Consider the following 21,272-nt stretch of genomic DNA (forward strand, 5'->3'; position numbering starts at 1 on the left):
GCCCCTGTGAGGATGGTTCCCATGGCTTACGTATCGGGGGGACCGGACGTCCGTGTGACCGGGCGGCGGGTGGTGGCGACCATCATCGACGGCATCGTTCTCGGCGCGGCCGGGAATCTGCTGGCCGCACTGTTCGACTTCGACGTCGTCGTCAACGACCGCGAACTGACCCGGCTCGCGACCGGCGGCAACCTTCTGCTCTTCGTGATCACGGCGCTCTACTACGTGCTGATGGAGGGCTACCTCGGCCGTACCATCGGCAAGATGGTCACCGGGATCCGGGTCATCGACGGCGAGACCGGCCGGACCCCGCCGGGCGTCGGCAAGGCGATCCTGCGGACCATCTTCCGCGTCATCGACGGGATCTTCGGCTATCTGGTCGCCTTCATCGTGGTCCTGGCCTCTCCGCGCCGCCGCCGCATCGGCGACATCGTGGCCCGCACCCAGGTCGTCCGCGGCTAGGTCGTCCGCGGCTAGGACCTGCGGGTGGCGGCCAGCGCCCAGGCGACCAGGGCGGGCTGGCCCAGCAGGCGCAGGGCGCGCTTGCGGTCGGTGTCGAGGCCGAATCCGTCCTTGTGCTCGGTGTACTGGGCGATGTTGCCGGGGAACACCCCGACGAAGAAGGCCGCCGCCACCTTGCCGAGCCGGGCCCGGGCCGGCTGCTTCCAGGTGGACAGCAGCGCGGCGCCGAGGCCCAGCTCGACCAGGCCCGAGGCCAGCACGACGAAGTCGGGGTCCAGCGGTACCCAGGACGGCACCTGAGCCTGGAACTCCTCGCGCTGGGTGGTCAGATGGCCGGTGCCGGCGGTGAGCAGCACCAGTCCGAGGGCGGCCTGGGCGAGGTTGCGTGTCTTCGACATGCGGGGACTCTTACCCGTTGAAGCTCGCCGGATGCGGGCCGGTGCGGCCGTCGTTCTCCAGGGCGTCGATCGCGGCCAGCTCGGTGGGCGTCAGGTCGAAGCCGAAGACGTCGAGGTTGGCGGCGACGCGGGCCGGCGTGACCGACTTCGGGATGACCACGCGGCCCTGCTGGAGGTGCCAGCGCAGGACGACCTGAGCCGGAGTGACGCCGTGCTCGCGGGCGGCCGTCACGACGGGGGCCGCACCCAGGACGGCGCCCTGGGCGAGCGGGCTCCAGGCCTCGGTGACGATGCCGTGTGCGGTGTTCGCGGCGACGGTCCCGCGGTTCTGCAGGGCCGGGTGCAGCTCGATCTGGTTGACCGACGGGACGGCGCCGCCGAGGGCGACGACGCGGTCGAGGTGCTCGGGCAGGAAGTTGGAGACCCCGATGGAGCGGGTCAGCTTCTCGGCGCGCAGCTCCTCCAGGGCCTGCCACGTTTCCAGGTAGGCCTCGGTCGCGGGGGCCGGCCAGTGGATGAGGTACAGGTCGATCTGGTCGAGTCCCAGGGCGTCGAGGCTCCTGCGCAGGGCATCACGTGGGGACGTACGGCCGAAATCAGTGACCCACAGCTTGGTCGTGACGAAAAGCTCGTCGCGGAGTAGGCCGGAGGCCGCGATCGCGCGGCCGACCCCGGCCTCGTTGCCGTAGGCCGAGGCCGTGTCGATGCTGCGGTAGCCCGTTTCGAGGGCGGTGGAGACCGCGGCTTGCGTCTCGGCGCCGGGCACCTGGAAGACGCCGAAGCCGAGCTGCGGGATGGCCACGCCGTCGTTGAGCGTGATGGCGGGAATGCCGGTCATTGTGTGTCTCCTGCAATATGCGGCGTATGCAACTAACCGATAGTTGCACGCGCGTTCTACCGGCGCAAGGCGGTGTAAGGTTGGTCGCCATGGGGATCAGCAACGACGCGGTCGAGATCCGCGCCCAGGGGTGGCGGCGTCTGGCCGCCCTGCACGGCCTCATCGAGACCGCGCTCGAGAAGGCGCTGCAGAGCGAGCACAAGCTCTCGGTCGTCGAATACACAGTCCTGGACGCCCTCAGCCGCCAGGACGGCTGGCACATGCGCATGCAGCAGCTGGCCCGCGCGGCCGCCCTGTCCAGCAGCGCCACCACCCGGCTGGTGACGCGCCTGGAGGACCGGGGCCTGCTGACCCGCATCCTGTGCGCGGACGACCGGCGCGGCATCTACACCGAGCTCACCGCGGCCGGTCAGCAGTTGCTGTCCGAGGCGCGGCCCACGCACGACCGCGTGCTGGAGCAGTCGCTGGCCGAGGCCGGGACGATCCCCGAGCTGGAGAGCCTGGCCGCCACCCTGCACCAGGTTTGAGCCGCGACCGGCGGGTATCCGATGGTCATGAGCGATCAGAGGAACGAACGGGACGCGGTGGAAGAGGGCGACGGCGCGCCGGCGAAGAAGGAATCGCCCGGCCGGGCCGGCACCGAGGACCGCCCCGACCTGAAGGAGCACGGCAAGGCCGACGCGGCCAGCGGCACCGACGTCTGACGACCCTTACGAGGCTGATTCTGACGAGGCCAGGCCCCGGATCAGCTCGATCGTGCGGCTGAGATGGGGCTCGGCCCGGTCGGCCCGGTGGGCCAGGGCGAGGTCGACGGTGGCGGCCGGGCGGGCCAGCGGGCGGTAGACCACGCCGTCCAGCGCCAGGGCCGTGACCGGTTCGGGCACGACCGCCACGCCCAGTCCGCCCGCCACCAACGTGATGAGCGTGGACGTCTCGCCGACCTCGTGGCGGACGCGGGGCTCGATGCCGGCGTCGCGGAACAGGGCCAGCACCACGCCGTACATCACCGAGCGGCGATCGGCGGAATGAACGATCAGCGGCGCCTCGCGCAGGTCGGTGACGCGCACCTGTTTGCGTGTGGTCAGCGCGTGCGACGCCGGGAGGGCGACGACCAGGCGGTCGCGGCGCAGCGGGGTGACGGCCAGGGACCGATCGGCGACCGGCGGGCGCAGCAGCGCCAGGTCGATCTCACCCGAGCGCAGCGCCTCGACCTGATCGGGCGCGAGCATCTCGCCCCGGAACGAGAAGTCGACGCCGGGCAGCTCGACCGCGAGGTGGCGGGAGAGGGCGGGCAGCAGGCTGTACGTCACCGAGCCGACGCACCCGATCGTCAGATGGCCGACGGCGCCCGCCGCGACCCGGCGGGCCTCATGGCCGGCCTCCTCCACGTCGGCCAGGATCGTCCTCGTCCGAGCCAGATAGGCCCGGCCGGCCTCGGTCAGCTCGACGCGGCGGGTGGTGCGGTGCAAGAGCTCGACGCCGAGCTCGGCCTCGAGCCGGCGGATCGCCTGCGACAGCGGGGGCTGCGCGATGTGCAGCCGCGTGGCCGCGCGCCCGAAGTGGCGTTCCTCGGCCACGACCAGGAAGTACCGCAGGTGGCGCAGTTCCACGATTTCAGACCTCAGGCGTATCAATCGCAAGGGAATTTGATACTTCAGCGTATCAACTCGGGGAAATAGCGTGTCCTCATGGACACCGACGAGGCGGTCGCCGATATCGCCGACGGCAGCACCCTGCTCATCGGCGGCTTCGGTCTGGCCGGCATGCCGTCGGCTCTGATCGACGCGCTGATCCGGCAGGGCGCGGGCGACCTCACCATCGTGAGCAACAACGCGGGCAACGGCGAGGTCGGACTGGCCGCGCTGCTCAAGGCCGGTCGCGTGCGCAAGGTGGTGTGCTCGTTCCCGCGGCAGGCCGACTCGTACGTCTTCGACGAGCTCTACCGCACCGGAAGGATCGAGCTCGAACTCGTCCCGCAGGGCAACCTCGCCGAGCGGCTGCGCGCGGCCGGGGCCGGGATCGGGGCGTTCTTCGGCCCGACCGGGGTGGGCACTCCCCTGGCCGAGGGCAAGGAGACCCGCACGATCGAGGGCCGCGAGTACGTGCTGGAGTATCCGATCCGGGGCGACGTGGCGCTGATCAGTGCCGACAAGGCCGACGGCATGGGCAATCTCGTCTACCGCAGGACGGCCCGCAATTTCGGCCCGGTCATGGCGACCGCGGCCACGACGACGATCGTCCAGGTGAACGAGGTCGTGCCGACCGGCGCCCTGGACCCGGAGGCCGTCGTCACGCCGGGCATCTTCGTCGACCGCGTCTGTGAGGTCCCTCGTGCATGAGCTCGCCGCCCGGGTCGCCCGCGACATTCCCGCGGGTGCCTACGTCAATCTCGGCATCGGCCTGCCCACGAAGGTGGCCGACCATCTGTCCCCCGATCGAGCGGTGGTCCTGCACACCGAGAACGGCATGCTCAACATGGGCCCGGCCGCCGTCGGCGACCAGATCGACCCCGACCTGACCAATGCCGGGAAGATGCCGGTGACCGAGCTGCCCGGCGCCTCGTACTTCCACCACGCCGACTCCTTCATGATGATGCGCGGCGGCCACCTCGACGTCTGCGTGCTGGGCGCGTTCCAGGTGTCGGTGCACGGCGACCTCGCCAACTGGCACACGGGCGCGCCGGACGCCATCCCGGCCGTGGGCGGGGCGATGGATCTGGCCATCGGCGCCAAACAGGTCTTCGTGATGATGACCCTGTTCGACAAGCGGGGCCGGCCCAAGCTGGTGCCGTCGTGCACCTGTCCCCTGACCGGCGTGCGGTGCGTCAGCCGCGTCTACACCGATCTGGCGACCTTCGACGTGGGCCCGGGCGGAGCGGTGATCCGCGAGACCTTCGGCATCACCGAGGACGAGCTAAGCGAGCGCCTCTTCGATGTCGCGCGCGGTGACGGCCAGCGCGGCGACGATCTCCGGTAGCCGGTCGCGGGAGAACCGGACGGAGGGCATGGAGACGGAGACCGCCGCCTCGGCCCGGCCCTCGCCGTCGCGCACTGCCCGCCCCACCGCCGTCACGCCGGACTCGGTCTTGTTGGCGTTGATGGCGAATCCCCGTTCACGGATCCTCCGCAACTCGCGGCGCAGCGGGGGATCGAAGTCGTCCGGCCGGTCGGCCAGCATCACCTTGCCACCGGAGGCGAGGTGGGCCGGGAACACCATGCCCTCCCGGTTTCCCACCCTCAGCGCCTGAGTGGACTCGACCGAGCCGATGAAGCGCACCAGGTCGCCGCTGAGGATCGACAGATTGGCGCTCTCACCCACCCGTGCCGCCAGCGTGGCCAGGTGGGGCATGGCCACCGCCCGCAACAACGACACCCGCGACTGCGCGCCTCCACCGGCCGACAGCACCGCGCCGGCCGCGTAACGCCGGTCGTCCCGCTGCACGGCGAAATCCCGGTAGACCAGCATGGCCAGCAGCCGGTGGGCCGTCGAGGGCGCCACCGACAGCCGTTCCGCGGCCTCGCCCACGCTCAGCGGCCCTTCCACCTGGAGCATGACAGCGAGCTGCAGCGCGTGGTCGACGCTGCGGATCGAGTAGTTCGGCGGATTCTTCACAGCAGAATCTCCTGTTCTGTTTCCGCGCCGAGCCTACAAGCTGTGGGCATGACTGACACCGACGAGCTGAGCGAGCTCTACCGCGGTTTCGAGCAGGAGCTGCTCGTGCCGCTCTGGACCGAGATCGGCGACCTGATGCCGCCGCACCCGCGCTCGAAGGCCGTGCCGCACCTGTGGCGGTGGGACACGCTGCTGAGGCTGGCCGACCGGGCCGGGCACCTCGTCCCGGTCGGTCGCGGCGGCGAGCGCCGGGCCATCGCGCTCGCGAACCCGTCGCTGGGCGGCCGCCCGTTCGCCACACCGACCCTGTGGGCGGCCATCCAATATCTGATGCCGGGCGAGGACGCCCCGGAACACCGCCACACCCAGCACGCGTTCCGCTTCGTCGTCGAGGGCGAGGGCGTCTGGACCGTCGTCGGCCGCGATCCGGTGCCGATGACGCGGGGCGACTTCCTCCCGCAGGCCGGATGGAACTGGCACGCGCACCACAACGCCGCCGACCGCCCGATGGCCTGGATCGACGGCCTCGACATCCCGTTCCAGTACCTCACCGAGACGCAGTTCTTCGAGCTCGGCCGCGACCACGTCAGCGACGCCGAGCGGGTCACCCCGAGCCGGTCACGCTCGGAGCGCGTGTGGGGACATCCGGGCCTGCGGCCCGTCGCGGCGACCGGTTCCGCTCTTCTGCGGTACGCCTGGGAGCACACCGACCGTGCTCTGGACGATCAGCTCGCGCTCGCCGCCGAGGGCCACCCGGGCGTGATCGAGCCCGGGCACGCGGCCGTCCGGTTCACCGACCCGGCCACGGCGGGCGACGTGCTCCCGACCATCCGGGCCGAGATGCACCGGATCGTCCGCGGCGCCGAGACCAGGCCCCGCAAGCAGACCGGCTCATCGGTCTACCAGGTCTTCGACGGCGCCGGCCGGGTCACGGTGGGCGAGCACAGCTGGTCGGTGACGCGCGGCGACCTGTTCGTCGTGCCGTCCTGGGCGCCGTTCTCGGCCCGGTCCGAGGCGTCGGCCTCGGACTCCGACTCGGGCGCGCTCGACCTGTTCACCTTCAGCGACGCGCCCATCTTCGAGGCGCTGCGCCTCGGCCGTACGGAGGAATCGTGAAGTTGGCGACCGTTCGCACGCCGGCCGCGCAGACCCGCGCGGTGCGCGTCGAGGACAGCCGGCTCGTCGACCTCGGCGCGGCCGACGTCGGCGAGCTCCTGGCCGATCCGGACTGGGCCGGCCGGGCCGCGCTCGACGGCCCGACGGTCGAGGCCGCCGGCTACGCGCCGGTCGTCCCCCGCCCCGGCAAGATCGTCTGTGTGGGACTGAACTACCGCAACCACATCCTGGAGATGGGGCGGCAGCTGCCCGAGCATCCGACGCTGTTCGCCAAATATCCGGAGGCGCTGATCGGCGCGTACGACGAGATCCAGCTGCCGGCCGAGTCGGACCAGGTCGACTGGGAGGCCGAACTGGCCGTCGTCATCGGCCGGCCGGTCCGCCGCGCGACCGAGGAGCGGGCGGTGGCCGCGATCGCCGGGTTCGCCGTGCTGAACGACGTGACCATGCGCGACTGGCAGTACCGCACGCCGATGTGGTTGCAGGGCAAGACGTGGGAGGCGAGCACGCCGTTCGGGCCGTACCTCGTCACGCCCGGCGAGCTGCCCGGCGGCGTGCGGCCGTCGCTGGAGCTGACCGGAACGGTCGACGGCGAAGTGGTGCAGCGGGCGGACACGGCCGACCTGGTCTTCGACCCGGTCGAGCTGGTCCGGTACATCTCGACGATCCTCACCCTGAATCCCGGCGACGTGATCGCCACGGGAACGCCGGGCGGTGTGGGCCACGCCCGCAAACCGGCCCGCTATCTCAGCGGCGGCAGCGTCCTGGCCACATCGATCACCGGGCTGGGCCGGTCGGAGACGAAGGCGGTCGCATGTTAGCGAACGTTCGCAGTGTGGAGGACAGCCTGCGCTGGGCCGTGCGGGGCACCGCGACGTTCCTCGGCGCCATGGCCACGCTGCCCGATCCCGTCCTGGAGCGGGAGACGGCGTTGCCGGGCTGGACCGGCAAGCATCTGCTCGCCCACGTCGCCGCCAACGCCGAGGCGCTGATGAACCTGGTGGCCTGGGCGCGGACCGGGGTCGAGACGCCGATGTACGCCTCGCCCGAGCAGCGTGACGCCGACATCGAGTCGGGTGCCCGGCGGCCGGCCGGCGAGTTGCGGGCCTGGGTCGCGGACTCGGCTGCTGCCCTCGGCCTGGCCCTGGCCGCGATGGGGCCGGACGACTGGCAGCGCACCGTCCGCACCGCGCAGGGCCGCACGGTGCGGGCCACGGAGATCCCGTGGATGCGGGCCCGCGAGGTGATGATCCACGCGGTCGACCTCGGCGCCGGCGTCCGCTTCGCCGACCTGCCCTTCGGTTTCCTGGCCGCCCTGGTCGACGACATCGCGGCCAAGCGGTCCGGCACCGGCCCGGCGCTCGCTCTCGCGGCCACTGACCACTACGGCCGCTGGCTCATCGACGGTGCCGGGGAGCGGAAAATCGTGAACGGCACGCTCGCCGGGATCGCCGCCTATCTCGCCGGGCGGGAGACCGACGGCGTCCACGGCGCGCCTCCGCTCCCCCGATGGCTGTAAGGAGAAGTCAGCGATGATTCACGACGTGGTCGTGGTCGGCGGCGGCATCGGCGGGCTCGCCACCGCCTTCGCGCTGTCCCGCCAGGGATTGCGGGTCAAGGTACTCGAGCAGGCCGCCTCGTTCGGCGAGGTCGGCGCCGGCATGCAGATCGCCCCCAACTGCACCCGCATCCTCGACGAGTGGGGCCTGCTCGGCGAGGTGCGATCCCTCGGCGTACGGCCCGAGAACATCGTCATGAAGGACGCCGTCGACGGCGGCGTGCTCAGCCGCCTCGACCTGCACGACGTCGAGCGGCGTTACGGTTTCCCCTATCTGGTGATCCACCGCAGCGACCTGCACGGCACCCTGCTCCGCGCTTGCGAGAGGGCCGGCGTCGAGCTCGTCACCGACGTCACGGTGACCGGTTACCGGCAGACGGCGGCCCTCCATCAGGGTGGTGAAGAACGGGCCCAGGTGGTCATCGCCGCCGACGGCCTGCACTCCACCGCGCGCAAGCTGTTCAGCGACGACCAGCCGGTCAGCTCGGCCTACGTCGCCTACCGCGGCGCCGTTCCGATCGAGCGGGTGGCCGACCTCGACGTACATCTGAAGGACGTTGTCGTCCATGTCGGCCCGCAATGCCATCTCGTGCAGTACCCGCTGCGCGGCGGCGACATGTTCAACCAGGTCGCCGTCTTCGAGTCGGCCCGGGCCAAGGCCGGCGAGGCCGACTGGGGCACGCCGGGCGAGCTCGACGCCGCCTTCGCGCGGACGAGCGGGCAGGTACGCGACGCCCTTCCGCTGATGTGGCGCGACCGGTGGTGGCGCATGTACGACCGCGAGCCGCTCATGAACTGGGTGCGGGGCCGGATCGCCCTGACCGGCGACGCCGCCCACCCACCGCTGCAATATCTGGCCCAGGGCGCGGTCATGGCCATCGAGGACGCCTGGGTGCTCGCGACGGCGTACACCGGGAATTGGGACGTGGCCCTGAAGAAATACAACGCCGTACGCCCGGAGCACTGCCGCCGCGTGCTGACCACCGCCCGCATGTGGGGCGCGTTCTGGCACCACGACGGCGAGAAACGCCAGTGGCGCAACGAAGTGCTGAGGGAGCGGGACGTCTACGACTACTCGTACGTCGACTGGCTCTTCGGCCCGACCGCACTCACGCCGGATCGCCTAGCAGCCGAACCCAGCTGGCGGTGAGCTCGGCCAGCATCGCCTCACGGCCGATCTTCCAGTCGGCGTCGCCCCAATGCTGGGCCACGTAATCCAGCTGGGCCATGGCGAGCACGCCCCGGAAGTGCCGCACCCCGGGGTCGAAACGGCCGGCCCGGTCGAGCCCGTCCTCGATGTCGCTGACGGCCTCGTCGAGCCAGCGCTCGACGAGGTTGCGCAGCTCGGGCTCGACCGCGGCGGCGTCGCGCCCGATGCGGATGATGGGGTGGATGTCGGGCCAGCGGTCGGCGGTGGCCCGCATCCAGGCACCGATGGCCTCCTCGCCGCCGTCGGCCACCACGTCGACCAGGTCGAGCGCGGTCGAGCCGTGCTCGGGTGAGCGCATGCGCTGGAGCCGCTCGTTGAGCTGCTCGTCGATCAGCGCCTTCATCAGCTCGGCGCGGGTCGGGAAGTACGCGTAGAAGGTCACCCGCGTCGTGCCGGCGGCGCTCGCGATGTCGTCGACCTTCGTCGCGGCGTACCCCTTCTCGACGAACTGCTCGAGCCCGGCCTGCAGAAGCAGGCGCCGGGTCATCTCCTTCTGCGCTGCGCGGAGTTTCGCCACGCGCCCCACCTTAATGTCATGGCAGCTCGGCCTCGTCGAGCAAGTCGCCGTCCGCGGCCACCGGATAGCGCGACACCAGGGCCAGCGCGTCGTCGTCCCGCCCGGCCACCGTGTACGCCACGATGAGCTGACCGCGCAGCAGCTCCACATCACGGTCGTCCGCGCCCAGCACGGCATGGGCCCGCGCGAGAAGGCTCTCGTCCGGCGCCGGGCCGGCCGTCTCGATCAGGCTACGCAGCGTGTCGGGATGATCCGCGCCGAGCAGCCGCTCCTGATCCGCCGTGAAGCGACCACCTCGCCAGCCACGCAGGATCCGCTCCCGCAGCTCCGCCCGCCGCGCCCCGGACGCCCAGAACTCGAGGCGCGACAGCGTTTCCAGGGTGGACGGGTCGGCCCACCCGGCTGTCCACCGCCCTCGCCAGCTCGGCCGCGGCTGCCTCTTCCCACGCCTCCTGCTCGGCGTCTTCGTATTCGGGCGTCGACCGGTACGCCTCGGCCAGCGCGACGCGCCCCTCAACCGTCCGCCGATGGTCCGCCCCGAGCGCCCGCTCCCACTCGGCGACGGCGGCCTGAAGCTCGCGGACCCGGGCTACCTGGCTGCGGCGCACGTTTCGCAGACTACTCGTTCTTACACCCCGAACAAACTCTTGACACTATGTAAACCTGACTGACACATTGCTCGCACCCCGGGTGACCCCGGTCACTGAACGGACATCGGAGTGCAAGCCATGACCCAAACCCTCACGCGCCGCACGGGCTACGCCGCGACAGTGGTGGCCGGCTGTTTCGCCGTGCTGCTGGCCCAGGTGGCCTATTCGCTGCCCGGCGCCCTCAACGGCACCTTCCAGCAGGAGTTCGCCACCACCGGCGCCCAGCTCACCTGGATCACCGCCGCGTTCGCCATCCCGATGGTGGTCTTCGAGCTCACCACCGGCGTCATCGGCGACCTGTTCGGCCGCAAGCGCCTGCTCCAGGCCGGCGCCGCACTGACCGTCGCCGGCTCGCTGATCTGCTGCCTGGCCGGCACCGTCCACGTCATGTGGGCCGGCCAGGTCGTCGCCGGCCTCGGCGCCGCGATCCTCTACCCCATCTCGCTCGCGATGATCGCCGCGACCGCGCCCACCACCGAGGCCCGCTCCCGCGCGATCGCTTTGTGGGCCGGCTTTCTCTCCATCGGCGCCGCCATCTCACCGCTGCTCGGCGGCGCCTTCGCCACGAGCGGCAACTGGCGCGGCGCGTACGCCGTCGTCATCGCCGCCGCCATCGCCTCCTTCCTCATCACGTTCAAGGCCACCGACTCGTCGGCGCCCGAGGGGCGCCGCCTCGACATCCCCGGTCAGGTCACGCTCGCGTCGGGCTTGATGGCGATTCTGTACGCGGCCACGCAGGGCTCGGAAGCAGGATTCGGCCGACCCCACATCATCGCCGCGTTCGCCGCCGGCCTGCTGCTGCTCGGCGCCTTCGTCGTCATCGAGATGCGGACCGAGGTGCCGCTGCTGCACCTGCGACTGTTCGCTAACCGGGAGTACGCGATCGTCGCCGTGGCCACGGTCGTCGGCATGTTCGCGTTCCTGGCCATCTGCTACTCGATGAGCATCTGGCTCGGCGCCATCCAGCATCAGAGCGCCCTGCGGATCGGCGTGCTGTTCCTGTTCATCCAGGGCCCGGCCTTCGTGCTGGCGCCACTGGTCTCGCGCCTGATCCGGACCGTCCCGGCCCGCTGGATCCTCACCGGCGGCTTCGCGCTGATGGCCGTGGCCGGCCTGTGGTGCTCGACCTTCGACGTCACCGATGCCAGCTGGACCCGTTTCATCGCCCCGCTTCTGCTGCTCGGCTGCGGTTTCGCGCTGACCGTCGGGTCGATCACCGCGGTGGCCATCAACACCGTGCCGGTGCGGCTGGCCGGCATGGCCAGCGCGACCACGAACCTGTTGCGGGACTTCGGTTTCGCCCTCGGCCCGGTGCTGATCGCGGCGTTCGCCATCAACCGGGCCAACGACGACCTCCAGGACGGCCTCGGTTCCGCCCTCGGCGCCTCGGGGCTCCCGGAGCCGTACGCGGGAATCGCCGGCGGCATCGCCCACGAGGGCGGCGCGATGGCCGTGAACTCCATGCCCGTGGTGCCCGGCGCCACGGCCGACATGGCGCCCGTGCCCATGCCGCGGCAGCTGCACACCGTCGCCTTCGAGGCGCTCGGCAGCGCGTACAACCACGCCTTTCTCATCGCCGGGATCTGCGCGGCGGCGGCCGCCCTGCTCACCCTCGTCGGCCTCACCGACCGAAACTTTACTAGTCGGAAATTTTCTTGACACGATGTAAAGCAACGTGACACCGTTCACCGTCAAGAAAGGAGGCGCCGATGACCGTCAACACCGTCCTCGGCCCCGTCCCCGCCGATGAGCTCGGGGTCGTCGCAGTTCACGAGGCTTTGCTGTCCGTGGTTCCGGGCGCGGAGCACGCGTACGACATCACCCTCGACCGCGCCGAGACCTTCGACATCCTGGCCGCGAAGTTGACGGCCTTTCGCACCGCCGGCGGCGGGACGATCGTCGACAGCACGGGCATGTTCCACGGCCGCGACCTCCGGCTCCACGAGGCGCTGGCCCGCGCCACCGGCGTGCACATCGTGGCGTCGACCGGCATGGGCCCGGAGGAGACGCTCGGCGGCTACTTCCTGACGCCGCAGACGAATCCGCCGACGCCGTGGCCGGCCGAGAGGTTCGCCGAGCTCTTCACCGGCGAGATCACCGAGGGCATGGTGGTTCCCCGCCTCGAGCGCCGCGCCCCGGCCGGCCTCGTGGCCACCGTGGCCGGCCGCGAGGGCATGACGGCCACCGAGGAGAGCCTCTTCCGGGGCTCGGCGCGGGCCGCGCTGGCCACCGGGGTCCCGCTCTCCCTGCGGTACGGCAAGGACGCCGTCCACGACCTCGAGGTGGTCCTCGACGAGAAGCTCCCGGCCGGCCGGGTCGTGGTCGGCGGCCTCGACCGGCGCGACGGCAGCGCGCCGTGGGAGGTCGCCCGCCGCGGCGCGTTCGTCGCCCTCGACCACGTCGGCCTGAACGACGACGGCGCGTACGTCACCGACGCCGAGCGGGCCGACCTCGTGACCGGCCTCGTGAAGGCCGGTCACGGCGACCGGATCCTGCTGTCGGGCAACGCGGTCGGGGTGGCCAAGGGCCATTCCCCGTACGACCTGTCGTTCGGGCATGTCCTGTCGGCGTTCGTCCCGTTCCTTCGCTCGCGCGGGCTCGGCGAGTCCGACGTACAGCGAATCCTCGTTGACAACCCCCGCGAGCTGCTCCGCGTCCGGAAAGGGTGAGTGCCGTGCCGAGAGTGAACACCGTCCTGGGCCCGATCCCGGCCGAGGAGCTCGGTTTCGTCGCCGTCCACGAGCACATCGGCTACGGCATGCCCGGCTCCGAACTCGACACGCGGTGGTGGAGGACCCCCGAGCAGCGGTACGCCGACACCGTCCCCAAGCTGCGCGAGTTCCGGAGCCACGGCGGCGGGACGCTCGTCGACGCGACCGGCATCTGCAACGGCCGCGACATCGACTACTACCGCTCGCTGTCGGCCAAGACCGGCGTGCACATCGTGGCCAGCACCGGCTTCGTCGGCGGCGACACCGCCCTGCCGTTCTTCGCCCGTGCCACCGTCGACTATCTGATGCGACAGTTCGTTCACGAGATATCGACGGGCATCGCCGGCATCATCAAGGTGGGCGTGAGCCGCGGCGGCCGGATGACCGCTCTCGACAAGCGCATCTACCGCGCCGCGGCCCGGGCGGCGCTGCTCACCGGCGTACCCGTCCTGACCCACCTGGCCATCGACGCCGAGAACGCGATCGCCATCTTCGGCGAGGAGGGCCTGCCGCTCGACCGCGTCCTCTTCGGACACGTCGACGACGGCGTCAACGCGGACCGGACCCGCGACTCGTGGATCGCCGACCAGGGCGGCCGGATCGGCTTCGACACGTTCGGCTACGAGACCGAGCTGCCCGACCCGCCGTTCTGGGCGCGGCCCCGCAAGGAGCGGCTCGACCACTTCCTGCGCTTCATCGGCGAGGGCCGCCTGCACCAGGTGCTCGCCTCGGCCGACGCCAACTGCAGCCCGCTGGGCTGGCCGGGAGTCGAGGGCCACACCGTCAACTACCTGTTCACCGACCTCATCCCCGACCTGCTGGCGGCCGGCCTCGACGACGCCGCCATCCGGCAGATCTTCGTGACGAACCCGGCCGGCTTCCTGTCCCTCCAGAAGTAAGAGGCACGTCCCATGGACATCAAGGATTTACGGATCGCCATCGTCGGCGCCGGATACGGCGGCGCGGCCGCGGCCAAGGCGCTGAGCCTGCTCGGCGCCGACGTCACGGTCTACGAGCAGGCGCCGCGCATCGCCGAGGTCGGCGCCGGCATCGGCCTGCGCCCGTCGACGATGGCCCGCTTCCAGCAGTGGGGCATCGACGGCGCGATCCGGAAGGTGAGCTCACCGAGCGACTACTTCGAGATCCTCACCGCCACCGCCGAGCCCATCGTCAAGGAGGCCTGGCCCGAGATCGATGAGTACGGCGTCACGACCCACCTGATCCACCGCGGCGACTTCATCGACGCGCTGCTGAGCGTGCTCCCCGAGGGCATGGTGCGCCTGGGCCACCGGCTGGAGTCGGTCGAGGACGCAAGCGGCCACGCCACGCTCACCTTCGCCGGCGGCGCTCAGGTGACGGCCGATCTGGTCATCGGCGCCGACGGCATCCGTTCCGTGGTGCGCGACCGCCTGTTCGGCCGGAAGAGCCCGGTCTTCTCCGGCGAGCACGCCTACCGCGCGGTGATCGACGTCGCGGCCGCCCACGGCATGTGCGCCGACGACAACCTGCGCATGTACATCGGCCGCGGCACGAAGGTCTACCTCCTGCCGCTGCGCCACCGCGGCCAGGTGTCGTTCGACATCACGGCCCTCTGTCCCGACGCCACGTGGGCCCCGAAGGTCACCAAGGACGACCTTCTGGCGACGGTCAAGGGCTTCGACGACCGGCTCGTACGCATCACGCGCGACCTCGACATGGCGACGGTGAACATCCGGGCGGTCTACGACATCGACCCGATCCCCACCTGGCACACCGACTCGGTGGTGCTGGTGGGCGACGCCGCCCATTCGATGCTGCACCACCAGGGCCAGGGCGCGAACTCGGCCATCCTGGACGCCGGAGCCCTGGCCGACGCCCTGATCGCGGCCCCCGGCATCCCCGAGGCGCTGGCGTCCTACCAGGCGTCCCGCAAGCCGGTGACGGACGAGCTCCAGCGCATCTCCCGCCAGGGCTGGACCGAGGAGGAACTGAACGACGTGTTCCCGGGCCAGAAAAAGGGGGTGTGACCAGGTGACAACCCACCCCCAACTCGATCCGGCGGTTCTCCGGGCCGCCGAGGAGTCTCAGGTCGCCGCGGTCTCGGAGCGGCTGCCACTGCACAAGGTCGAAGACCTCGGCGCGGACGGTGTGCCGGTGCGCGTCTACACACCGTCCCCGGACGCGGACGAGGCGCTGGTCTACTTCCACGGCGGCGCCTTCTTCCTGGGGAGCCTCGAGACGCACGACCACGTGGCGCGGGCCCTCGCGAAGGAGACCGGCCGCCAGGTCATCTCGGCCGGCTACCGGCGGGCGCCCGAGGCCGCCTTTCCGGCCGGGTTGCAGGACTGCTACGCGGTCGTCCGCTGGGCCGCGCGCGACGGCCGCCGGGTGGCGATCGCGGGTGACAGCTCGGGGGGCAACTTCGCCGCCGCGGTCGCCGCGATGGCGCATGATGACGGATTCGACAGAATCAGTCATCAGATCCTCTACTATCCGTCGCTGGATCTGGACTTCGACGACGACCGCTACGCGTCGCTGCGGGAGAACGCCGTGGGCCACGGCCTGGAGACGGCGGCCCTGAGGCCCTTCAACGCCTTCTATCTGAACAGCGGCGCCGATCCGGCCGATCCGCTGGTCTCGCCGATCAAACGGGCCGACCTGACCGGGCTGCCACCGGCGCTGATCGTCACGGCCGAGCACGACCCGCTGCGCGACGAGGGCGAACTCTACGGCCGGCGGCTGCGCGAGGCCGGCGTCGCGGTGACGGTGAGCCGCTACGCGGGCGCGGGCCACGGCTTCGTCCAGCACTCCTCCGCGAACCCCGGGCACCACCGGGTGTTCGGCGAGTCGGCTGAGTTCCTGCGATGAACATCCACCCGCTCTTCTCGCCGTGGGGCCGGTTCGGGCTCTACAGCTTCTTCATCGACGCGCCCGAGCCCGCCATCGTCGACACCGGCATCGCCTCCTCCCCCGCCGCCATGGCCCGGGAACTGGAGAAGATCGGCCGCCGCATCGAGGACGTGCGCTGGATCCTGCTCACTCACGGCCACATCGATCACGTCGGTGGCGCCCACGCGCTCTGGGAGCTCACCGGTCGTCGGGCGCGGGTGTGCATTCACGCGGCGGATGCGCCACTTCTCCGCTCACGTCGTGCACATACGAACAGCATTCGCGCACTTTATGTGCACGATACGAACATCGAAGCCAGGGAAATCGCCGCCGCCGAGGCCGTGATCTCGGGCGAGATGGAACCGCACCTCCTGCTCGAGGGCGGCGAGACCCTCTCACTCGGCGGCGACATCACCGTCTCGGTGCACGCCATTCCGGGCCACACTCCAGGCTCGGTCGCCTACGTCGTCAGCGCCCCGGACGCCGGCGACCGGGCCGACGGGCGGAGGGACGTGTTCGTCGGCGACGCGGTGCAGATTCACGGTGCGGCCAACGGGTTTCCGGGGTACGAGGATCCCGTTGCCTACCGGGCGAGTCTGCGCTGTCTGCGGGACGGGATTCGCCCGAGCCGGCTCTATCTCGGCCATCCGTACCGCCGGGCCGATGGCACGCCCTACGGCATCCGGCTGGACGCGGCGCAAGCACGCGAGGCCTTGCGGGAGAGCCTCGACATCGAGGCCCGCATCGCAGCCGCGGCCACGCGGGCCACGAACGCGGTGACCGACGGCACGGCCTCGCCCTACTCGCCCTTCGCTGATGTGGCCGCGGAGCTCGGCTACACAGGTGACCCCACGCTGGAGCCTTCGCCGTTCTTCACGACGATGCACGGATACGTCAGGAAAGCCTCATGAGGATTCTCAAGGACCTTCGCATTCCGATGCGGGACGGAGTCGTACTCGCCGCCGACGCCTATCACGATGATGCGGAGCTGCCCCGGCCCGCGCTGATCGCCATGAGCGCGTACGGCAAAGAACTCCAAGCCCTTGCCCTGACCACCCCGCCGCAGCGGCGGCCCAGCCCCATGTGGGACGGCTGCATCGAAGCCGGTGACATCGCCCGGGTTGTGCGGGAGGGTTATGTCCACGTCATCGGGGACATGCGCGGCACCGGCGACTCCGGCGGCGAGATGATCGGGAACTACAACTTCGGCGGCGTGCCTCAGGGGCAGGATCTCTACGACGTCGTCGAATGGGTCGCCGCTCAGCCGTGGTGCGACGGGAACGTCGGGATGATCGGCATCTCGTACTTCGGCTCGATGCAGGTGCTCGCCGCGGCCGAGCGCCCACCCCATCTGAAGGCCATCTTCGTCAGTGGCGGCCATTTCGACTTCTACGAGACCACCTATCACGGCGGCGTCATGTGGTTCATGCCGCGCGCGGCCCGTGAAGGGCGGGGCGGCGACTCCGGCATCGCCCACACGAACGTCAGATCGCGGATGCTCGACAGCCACACGCCGGAGGAGATCGCCGACCTGGTGGCCCGGCGCCTGGAGGATCCGGACGTCGCCGCCTGGCCCAACCTCGTGCACGTGCTGCGCTATCCCCGGAACCGCGAGCTCTGGTTCGACATCGTGATGAACGAGCTCGACGGCGACTGGTACGAGGAACGCAACCCGATCACCCTGGCCCGGAACATCGACATCCCGGTCTACCTCCAGATCGACCAGGGCCGGGGCTGGACCGTCGACGGCCACATCGAACTCTTCGACGTCCTGCGCGGCCCGAAGAAGCTCGACATCGGCTCCTATCCGCCCATGCAGTCGCGACCCTGGGTCGAGGAGCACGACAAGATGTTCCGCTGGTACGACTACTGGCTCAAGGGCGTCGACAACGGCGTCATGGACGAGCCGGCGGTGAGCGTCTTCGTCGAGGGCTCCCGCACCGTCGTCACCGCCGCCCAGTGGCCGCCGAAGCCCGTCGACTACCGGCCACTCTATCTGCGGCCTCGTCACAAGTTGTCGCCCGAACCCGAGCTGATGGCCGATGTCGCCCCGGACGGCTTCTATCAGGCGCCGCTGACCGTGACCGACAAGGTAAAGTCAGTCGCCTGGAGCACGGCGCCGTTCGAGGAGCCGGCCGAGCTGATCGGGGCCGGCGCCGCCCATCTGTTCGTCGAGATCGACCAGGACGACACGAACCTCATCCTGCGGCTGTGGGACGCGGCCCCGGACGGGAGCCGGCAGCTGCTCACGACCGGCTTCCTCAAGGCGTCCCACCGCGAGCTGGACGAGCGGACCACCGAGGGCAACCCGTACCACCCGCACACGAGATCCGTCCCGGTCGAGCCGGGACGGATCGAGGAGTACGCCGTGCGGCTCTACCCGTTCGCCGGAACTCTCCGGCCGGGTCACCGCCTCGTGGTGGAGCTGTCGAACGACGAGCCCCTGGCCGACGCCCACAACGCGCTGCTGCCACCGGACGCCTTCCACCTTCCGGTGGGGCGCCCGGTGACTCACAAGATCTACCGGGATGCGGCCCGGCGGTCCCGGCTGGTGCTGCCGTTCACCACTACGGGGCCAGGAGGGAATCGCTGACCGTGGTCACCCGGCCGAGCTCGAGGGTGGCCACGTCGGCCTCCTCGTACGAGGTGGCCTGGTGGGCCCACTGGGACCGGCCGTCGGCCGTGCGGAAGTAGACCTTGACCGTGCCGGGGGCCAGCTTCTCGAAGCGGTAGTAGCCGTTCGCGTCGGTCGTGGCGGTCAGGCCGAACGCGGTCTCGGTGTTGATGAAGTCGACCGACGCGCCGGCCACCGGGGCGCCGGCGCTGTCGGTCAGACGGCCGCCCAGCGTGGCGGCCCGGAAGAGCCGCTCGCTGACGCGCAGGGTGCGGCCCTCGCGGACCGTGTAGACGCGGGCCTGGTCGTAGCTCAGCTTCCGCGGCGAGTACTGCTGGAAGTGGCCGTCGGTGAAGCTGACGACGTACGAGTCGCCGGCCGGGACCTCGATGGAGTAGCGGCCGTCGACGGCCGTCGTGGTCGTGAACGGACGGGCGATCTCGATGTCGTCGACGGTGACCTTGACGCCGGCGGCCGGGCGGCCGGCCGGGGTGACGACGCGGCCGGTGATGGTGCCGTTGTCCACATCGGCCACGGCGGCCTGGGCCGGGGCGGCGAAGGCGGTGGTGGCGACGAACGCGGCGGCCAGGGTGGCGGTGATGACTTTGCGACGGTGCACTTTTCTGCTCTCCCCGTGAAGAAGTGGTGTGCGGAGACGTTATGCGGGGAGGTCACAGAGGACTGTCGGCGGCCGCGGCAGGTGGCACGAATCCGGTAGAAGCCAGTAGCCGAGCGGCTACCAAGTGACACCTGGCCGACAGTTCCGGCGGGTCCAGCACCTGGAAGTCATGTCCCAGCAAGACCATGTGCATCAGAATGAAATCCAGGTTGTCGGCCCCACTGACCACTTCGGACTTGTTGTCGTCACGCTCGTAGACGATGGCGGCCGAGGGCGGCACCGCGGCCCGCACGACGGCGGCTGGAGCGTCGACCAGAAATCGGCCCTGGTACTTGTAGACCCGGCTCGCGACTCCCTCCTGGACATAGGTCGCCGCGTCCGGCGCCGGGCGCGGCTGGAAGCGCCAGGTGCGCGCGGACACCTCGCTCATCCGGTCGACCCGGAAGGTGCGCCAGTCGTCGCGGTCGAGGTCGTACGCGAACAGGTACCACCGCTTGTCCGAGGCGACCAGGCGGTACGGCTCGACCTTCCGCGGGCCCGAGGAGTACGCGAAGTCGACCAGAACCTGATCGCGGCAGGCGCGGGCCAGCGTCATCAGCTCGGCCGGGTCGCCGAACGCGCGCTCGCGGCCGAACGACGAGACCGAGCCGGACAGCGCCTTCACCGACTGCCGCAGCCGAGCCGGCAGCACCTGGTCGAGCTTCGACAGGGCCCGCAGCGCCGCCTCACCACCCACCCCGGCCAGCAGCGAGACGGCGGTGGCGATGGCCTCCTCGTCGTCGAGCAGCAGCGGCGGCAGCGCCTGGCCGGGGCCGAGCTGATAGCCGCCGCCGACGCCCTGGCCGGCGTTCACCGGATAGCCGAGGGTGCGCAGCCGGTCGACGTCGCGGCGGACCGTGCGGGGTGTGACGCCGAGCCGCCCGGCCAGCTCGGGGCCGGTCCAGACGCGGCGCTGCTGAAGCAGGCCCAAAAGCGTGAGCACCCGTTCGGTCGTGTCCATGTCTCCCACCTTTCCAGAGATAGCGGACCGATCCTGTCCGCCATCGGTGGCAGGGTGAGGCCATGGACCTCAACCGAGCACTCCGCGAGCAGTGGGACTGGCACTGGCAGCACCAGGTCGGGCCGCGACTGGACGGGCTCACCGACGACGAGTACTTCTGGGAGCCCGTAAAGGACGCCTGGAGCGTGCGGCCGCGCGGCACGTCGACCGCGCCCGTGCAGGGCGGGACGGGCGACTTCACCATCGACTTCGCCTTTCCCGAGCCCTCGCCGGCGCCCTTCACGACGATCGCCTGGCAGCTCGGGCACGTGATCGTCGGGGTGCTCGCGATGCGCAACGCGTCCCATTTCGGTGCTCCCGAGGCGGCGTACGAGACCTGGGGTTATGCCGGAAACGCGGCCGAGGCGCGCCGCCAGCTCGACGAGCAGCTGGCCATCTGGATGGCCGGGGTCAGCGGACTCGACCTGGAGGCGAAGGCCGGGCCGAAGGAGCCCTATCCCGAGGCGACGATGGCCGAGCTCGTCCTGCACATCAACCGTGAGCTGATCCATCATCTGTCCGAGGTCTGCCTGTTGCGCGACCTGTACCTCCACCAGAACGGAGCCACGCTGTGAGCAAGGAATTCCAGGTCACCTTCGACGCGCGCGATCCCAAGGCGCTCTCCACCTTCTGGCGGGACGTGCTGGGATACGTACACCCTGGTCCGCCCGGTGTTGATCTGCCCGAAGGGGCCGATCCCCTCGCCGCCTGGGACGAATTCCTGGAGAAGAACAACGTGCCGGTCGAGCGACGCAACGCGGCGTCGGCGATCGAGGACCCCGAGGGAAAGCGACCGCGCGTGTTCTTCCAGCAGGTGCCCGAGGACAAGGCGGCCAAGAACCGCGTTCACCTGGACGTTCGCTCCGCGCCCGGCCTGCAGGGCGACGAGCGGATGGCGGCGCTGGAGGCCGAGCACGACCGGCTCGTGGCACTCGGGGCCAAACGGCTGCGGCGCGAGGAGCCCGCTCCCCCGCTGAGCTTCGGATTCATCGTGATGGCCGACCCCGAGGGCAACGAGTTCTGCCTGGACTGACCCGTCTTGCGCGGTTTCGCGTAAACA

Annotated in this window: 26 protein-coding genes; 18 read left to right on the plus strand and 8 right to left on the minus strand. The window is 70.6% G+C overall.

The window, feature by feature from the left end:
* The first annotated feature begins 21 nt into the window (after positions 1-21).
* Positions 22-462: an RDD family protein gene (locus ACFY36_RS40390; protein ID WP_499751192.1), complete on the plus strand. Its 441-nt coding sequence runs from the start codon at positions 22-24 to the stop codon at positions 460-462.
* Positions 463-473: 11 nt separating this feature from the next.
* Here ACFY36_RS40390 and ACFY36_RS40395 read toward each other — a convergent pair whose 3' ends face one another.
* Both ACFY36_RS40395 and ACFY36_RS40400 read right to left on the minus strand, forming a co-directional pair.
* Positions 474-860 carry a DoxX family protein gene (locus ACFY36_RS40395; RefSeq protein WP_499751193.1) on the minus strand — a complete coding sequence of 129 codons (387 nt, stop codon included), beginning with the start codon at positions 858-860 and terminating at the stop codon, positions 474-476.
* 10 nt (positions 861-870) lie between these two features.
* The gene (locus ACFY36_RS40400; RefSeq protein ID WP_499751194.1) at positions 871-1,698 is read right to left on the minus strand and encodes an aldo/keto reductase; all 828 of its coding nucleotides are present in this window, start codon (positions 1,696-1,698) and stop codon (positions 871-873) included.
* 89 nt (positions 1,699-1,787) lie between these two features.
* Between ACFY36_RS40400 and ACFY36_RS40405 the strand changes: the two genes are divergently transcribed.
* Complete coding sequence (locus ACFY36_RS40405) at positions 1,788-2,225, plus strand: MarR family winged helix-turn-helix transcriptional regulator (RefSeq protein WP_499751195.1); 438 nt, start codon at positions 1,788-1,790, stop codon at positions 2,223-2,225.
* A gap of 27 nt (positions 2,226-2,252) precedes the next feature.
* Positions 2,253-2,402 (plus strand): hypothetical protein, encoded by a 150-nt coding sequence (locus tag ACFY36_RS40410; protein ID WP_499751196.1) that lies wholly within the window; start codon positions 2,253-2,255, stop codon positions 2,400-2,402.
* A gap of 6 nt (positions 2,403-2,408) precedes the next feature.
* Here the strand turns inward: ACFY36_RS40410 and ACFY36_RS40415 are convergent, their stop codons facing one another.
* Positions 2,409-3,308 (minus strand): LysR substrate-binding domain-containing protein, encoded by a 900-nt coding sequence (locus tag ACFY36_RS40415; RefSeq protein ID WP_499751197.1) that lies wholly within the window; start codon positions 3,306-3,308, stop codon positions 2,409-2,411.
* A gap of 78 nt (positions 3,309-3,386) precedes the next feature.
* On the opposite strand from ACFY36_RS40415, the gene ACFY36_RS40420 reads away from it, so the two are divergent.
* Together ACFY36_RS40420 and ACFY36_RS40425 are read left to right on the plus strand one after the other, a co-directional pair.
* The gene (locus ACFY36_RS40420) at positions 3,387-4,037 is read left to right on the plus strand and encodes a 3-oxoacid CoA-transferase subunit A (RefSeq protein ID WP_499751198.1); all 651 of its coding nucleotides are present in this window, start codon (positions 3,387-3,389) and stop codon (positions 4,035-4,037) included.
* Positions 4,030-4,674: a 3-oxoacid CoA-transferase subunit B gene (locus ACFY36_RS40425; protein ID WP_499751199.1), complete on the plus strand. Its 645-nt coding sequence runs from the start codon at positions 4,030-4,032 to the stop codon at positions 4,672-4,674. The genes ACFY36_RS40420 and ACFY36_RS40425 overlap by 8 nt, the downstream gene beginning before the upstream one ends.
* On the opposite strand, the gene ACFY36_RS40430 is transcribed toward ACFY36_RS40425, so the two are convergent.
* Positions 4,612-5,310 carry an IclR family transcriptional regulator gene (locus ACFY36_RS40430; protein ID WP_499751200.1) on the minus strand — a complete coding sequence of 233 codons (699 nt, stop codon included), beginning with the start codon at positions 5,308-5,310 and terminating at the stop codon, positions 4,612-4,614. The genes ACFY36_RS40425 and ACFY36_RS40430 overlap by 63 nt on opposite strands.
* 48 nt (positions 5,311-5,358) lie before the next feature.
* Here ACFY36_RS40430 and ACFY36_RS40435 point away from each other — a divergent pair, with 48 nt between their 5' ends.
* The 4 genes from ACFY36_RS40435 to ACFY36_RS40450 are packed head-to-tail and all read left to right on the plus strand — an operon-like array spanning position 5,359 to position 9,134.
* Positions 5,359-6,426, plus strand: a complete 1,068-nt coding sequence (locus ACFY36_RS40435; RefSeq protein ID WP_499751201.1) for a cupin domain-containing protein — start codon at positions 5,359-5,361, stop codon at positions 6,424-6,426.
* Positions 6,423-7,247: a fumarylacetoacetate hydrolase family protein gene (locus ACFY36_RS40440; protein ID WP_499751202.1), complete on the plus strand. Its 825-nt coding sequence runs from the start codon at positions 6,423-6,425 to the stop codon at positions 7,245-7,247. The genes ACFY36_RS40435 and ACFY36_RS40440 overlap by 4 nt, the downstream gene beginning before the upstream one ends.
* A complete protein-coding gene (locus ACFY36_RS40445) occupies positions 7,241-7,945 on the plus strand; it encodes a maleylpyruvate isomerase family mycothiol-dependent enzyme (RefSeq protein WP_499751203.1) in 705 nt (234 codons plus the stop codon). Before ACFY36_RS40440 ends, ACFY36_RS40445 begins: the two co-directional genes overlap by 7 nt.
* Positions 7,946-7,958: 13 nt before the next feature.
* On the plus strand, positions 7,959-9,134 hold the full coding sequence (locus ACFY36_RS40450) for an FAD-dependent oxidoreductase (RefSeq protein WP_499751204.1): 1,176 nt from the start codon (positions 7,959-7,961) through the stop codon (positions 9,132-9,134).
* Here the strand turns inward: ACFY36_RS40450 and ACFY36_RS40455 are convergent.
* Positions 9,094-9,711 carry a TetR/AcrR family transcriptional regulator gene (locus tag ACFY36_RS40455; RefSeq protein WP_499751205.1) on the minus strand — a complete coding sequence of 206 codons (618 nt, stop codon included), beginning with the start codon at positions 9,709-9,711 and terminating at the stop codon, positions 9,094-9,096. The two genes, ACFY36_RS40450 and ACFY36_RS40455, sit on opposite strands and share 41 nt — an antisense overlap.
* Before the next feature lie 16 nt (positions 9,712-9,727).
* Positions 9,728-10,228: a hypothetical protein gene (locus tag ACFY36_RS40460; protein WP_499751206.1), complete on the minus strand. Its 501-nt coding sequence runs from the start codon at positions 10,226-10,228 to the stop codon at positions 9,728-9,730.
* 211 nt (positions 10,229-10,439) lie between these two features.
* On the opposite strand from ACFY36_RS40460, the gene ACFY36_RS40465 reads away from it, so the two are divergent.
* Genes ACFY36_RS40465 through ACFY36_RS40495 form a run of 7 tightly spaced genes read left to right on the plus strand, consistent with a single transcriptional unit; the run spans position 10,440 to position 18,533 of the window.
* A complete protein-coding gene (locus ACFY36_RS40465; protein ID WP_499751207.1) occupies positions 10,440-12,020 on the plus strand; it encodes an MFS transporter in 1,581 nt (526 codons plus the stop codon).
* Between the two features lie 50 nt (positions 12,021-12,070).
* Positions 12,071-13,030: a phosphotriesterase family protein gene (locus ACFY36_RS40470; RefSeq protein ID WP_499751208.1), complete on the plus strand. Its 960-nt coding sequence runs from the start codon at positions 12,071-12,073 to the stop codon at positions 13,028-13,030.
* 5 nt (positions 13,031-13,035) lie between these two features.
* Positions 13,036-13,971 (plus strand): phosphotriesterase family protein, encoded by a 936-nt coding sequence (locus ACFY36_RS40475; protein WP_499751209.1) that lies wholly within the window; start codon positions 13,036-13,038, stop codon positions 13,969-13,971.
* A gap of 12 nt (positions 13,972-13,983) precedes the next feature.
* Complete coding sequence (locus tag ACFY36_RS40480; RefSeq protein WP_499751210.1) at positions 13,984-15,078, plus strand: FAD-dependent oxidoreductase; 1,095 nt, start codon at positions 13,984-13,986, stop codon at positions 15,076-15,078.
* 4 nt (positions 15,079-15,082) lie between these two features.
* Positions 15,083-15,919: an alpha/beta hydrolase gene (locus tag ACFY36_RS40485; protein ID WP_499751211.1), complete on the plus strand. Its 837-nt coding sequence runs from the start codon at positions 15,083-15,085 to the stop codon at positions 15,917-15,919.
* A complete protein-coding gene (locus ACFY36_RS40490; protein WP_499751212.1) occupies positions 15,916-16,851 on the plus strand; it encodes an MBL fold metallo-hydrolase in 936 nt (311 codons plus the stop codon). The genes ACFY36_RS40485 and ACFY36_RS40490 overlap by 4 nt, the downstream gene beginning before the upstream one ends.
* Positions 16,848-18,533, plus strand: a complete 1,686-nt coding sequence (locus ACFY36_RS40495; protein ID WP_499751213.1) for a CocE/NonD family hydrolase — start codon at positions 16,848-16,850, stop codon at positions 18,531-18,533. Before ACFY36_RS40490 ends, ACFY36_RS40495 begins: the two co-directional genes overlap by 4 nt.
* Here the strand turns inward: ACFY36_RS40495 and ACFY36_RS40500 are convergent.
* Both ACFY36_RS40500 and ACFY36_RS40505 read right to left on the minus strand, forming a co-directional pair.
* On the minus strand, positions 18,508-19,173 hold the full coding sequence (locus ACFY36_RS40500) for a carboxypeptidase-like regulatory domain-containing protein (protein ID WP_499751214.1): 666 nt from the start codon (positions 19,171-19,173) through the stop codon (positions 18,508-18,510). The two genes, ACFY36_RS40495 and ACFY36_RS40500, sit on opposite strands and share 26 nt — an antisense overlap.
* A 52-nt stretch (positions 19,174-19,225) precedes the next feature.
* Positions 19,226-20,173 carry a helix-turn-helix transcriptional regulator gene (locus tag ACFY36_RS40505; protein WP_499751215.1) on the minus strand — a complete coding sequence of 316 codons (948 nt, stop codon included), beginning with the start codon at positions 20,171-20,173 and terminating at the stop codon, positions 19,226-19,228.
* A 62-nt stretch (positions 20,174-20,235) separates the two neighbouring features.
* Between ACFY36_RS40505 and ACFY36_RS40510 the strand changes: the two genes are divergently transcribed.
* Complete coding sequence (locus ACFY36_RS40510) at positions 20,236-20,787, plus strand: DinB family protein (RefSeq protein WP_499751216.1); 552 nt, start codon at positions 20,236-20,238, stop codon at positions 20,785-20,787.
* Complete coding sequence (locus tag ACFY36_RS40515) at positions 20,784-21,245, plus strand: VOC family protein (RefSeq protein ID WP_499751217.1); 462 nt, start codon at positions 20,784-20,786, stop codon at positions 21,243-21,245. Before ACFY36_RS40510 ends, ACFY36_RS40515 begins: the two co-directional genes overlap by 4 nt.
* The last annotated feature ends 27 nt before the right edge of the window (positions 21,246-21,272 follow it).

Origin of the sequence: Actinoplanes sp. NPDC000266 (assembly GCF_042899005.1) — a bacterium.
Classification (GTDB): domain Bacteria; phylum Actinomycetota; class Actinomycetes; order Mycobacteriales; family Micromonosporaceae; genus Actinoplanes.

Coding starts and splice junctions, on each gene's coding strand:
- ACFY36_RS40445 (WP_499751203.1), top strand. CDS start 7,241: ATGTTAGCGAACGTTCGCAGTGTGGAGGACAGCCTGCGCTGGGCCGTG.
- ACFY36_RS40435 (WP_499751201.1), top strand. CDS start 5,359: ATGACTGACACCGACGAGCTGAGCGAGCTCTACCGCGGTTTCGAGCAG.
- ACFY36_RS40495 (WP_499751213.1), top strand. CDS start 16,848: ATGAGGATTCTCAAGGACCTTCGCATTCCGATGCGGGACGGAGTCGTA.
- ACFY36_RS40490 (WP_499751212.1), top strand. CDS start 15,916: ATGAACATCCACCCGCTCTTCTCGCCGTGGGGCCGGTTCGGGCTCTAC.
- ACFY36_RS40420 (WP_499751198.1), top strand. CDS start 3,387: ATGGACACCGACGAGGCGGTCGCCGATATCGCCGACGGCAGCACCCTG.
- ACFY36_RS40405 (WP_499751195.1), top strand. CDS start 1,788: ATGGGGATCAGCAACGACGCGGTCGAGATCCGCGCCCAGGGGTGGCGG.
- ACFY36_RS40400 (WP_499751194.1), bottom strand. CDS start 1,698: ATGACCGGCATTCCCGCCATCACGCTCAACGACGGCGTGGCCATCCCG.
- ACFY36_RS40410 (WP_499751196.1), top strand. CDS start 2,253: ATGAGCGATCAGAGGAACGAACGGGACGCGGTGGAAGAGGGCGACGGC.
- ACFY36_RS40505 (WP_499751215.1), bottom strand. CDS start 20,173: ATGGACACGACCGAACGGGTGCTCACGCTTTTGGGCCTGCTTCAGCAG.
- ACFY36_RS40480 (WP_499751210.1), top strand. CDS start 13,984: ATGGACATCAAGGATTTACGGATCGCCATCGTCGGCGCCGGATACGGC.
- ACFY36_RS40390 (WP_499751192.1), top strand. CDS start 22: ATGGCTTACGTATCGGGGGGACCGGACGTCCGTGTGACCGGGCGGCGG.
- ACFY36_RS40510 (WP_499751216.1), top strand. CDS start 20,236: ATGGACCTCAACCGAGCACTCCGCGAGCAGTGGGACTGGCACTGGCAG.
- ACFY36_RS40470 (WP_499751208.1), top strand. CDS start 12,071: ATGACCGTCAACACCGTCCTCGGCCCCGTCCCCGCCGATGAGCTCGGG.
- ACFY36_RS40450 (WP_499751204.1), top strand. CDS start 7,959: ATGATTCACGACGTGGTCGTGGTCGGCGGCGGCATCGGCGGGCTCGCC.
- ACFY36_RS40465 (WP_499751207.1), top strand. CDS start 10,440: ATGACCCAAACCCTCACGCGCCGCACGGGCTACGCCGCGACAGTGGTG.
- ACFY36_RS40395 (WP_499751193.1), bottom strand. CDS start 860: ATGTCGAAGACACGCAACCTCGCCCAGGCCGCCCTCGGACTGGTGCTG.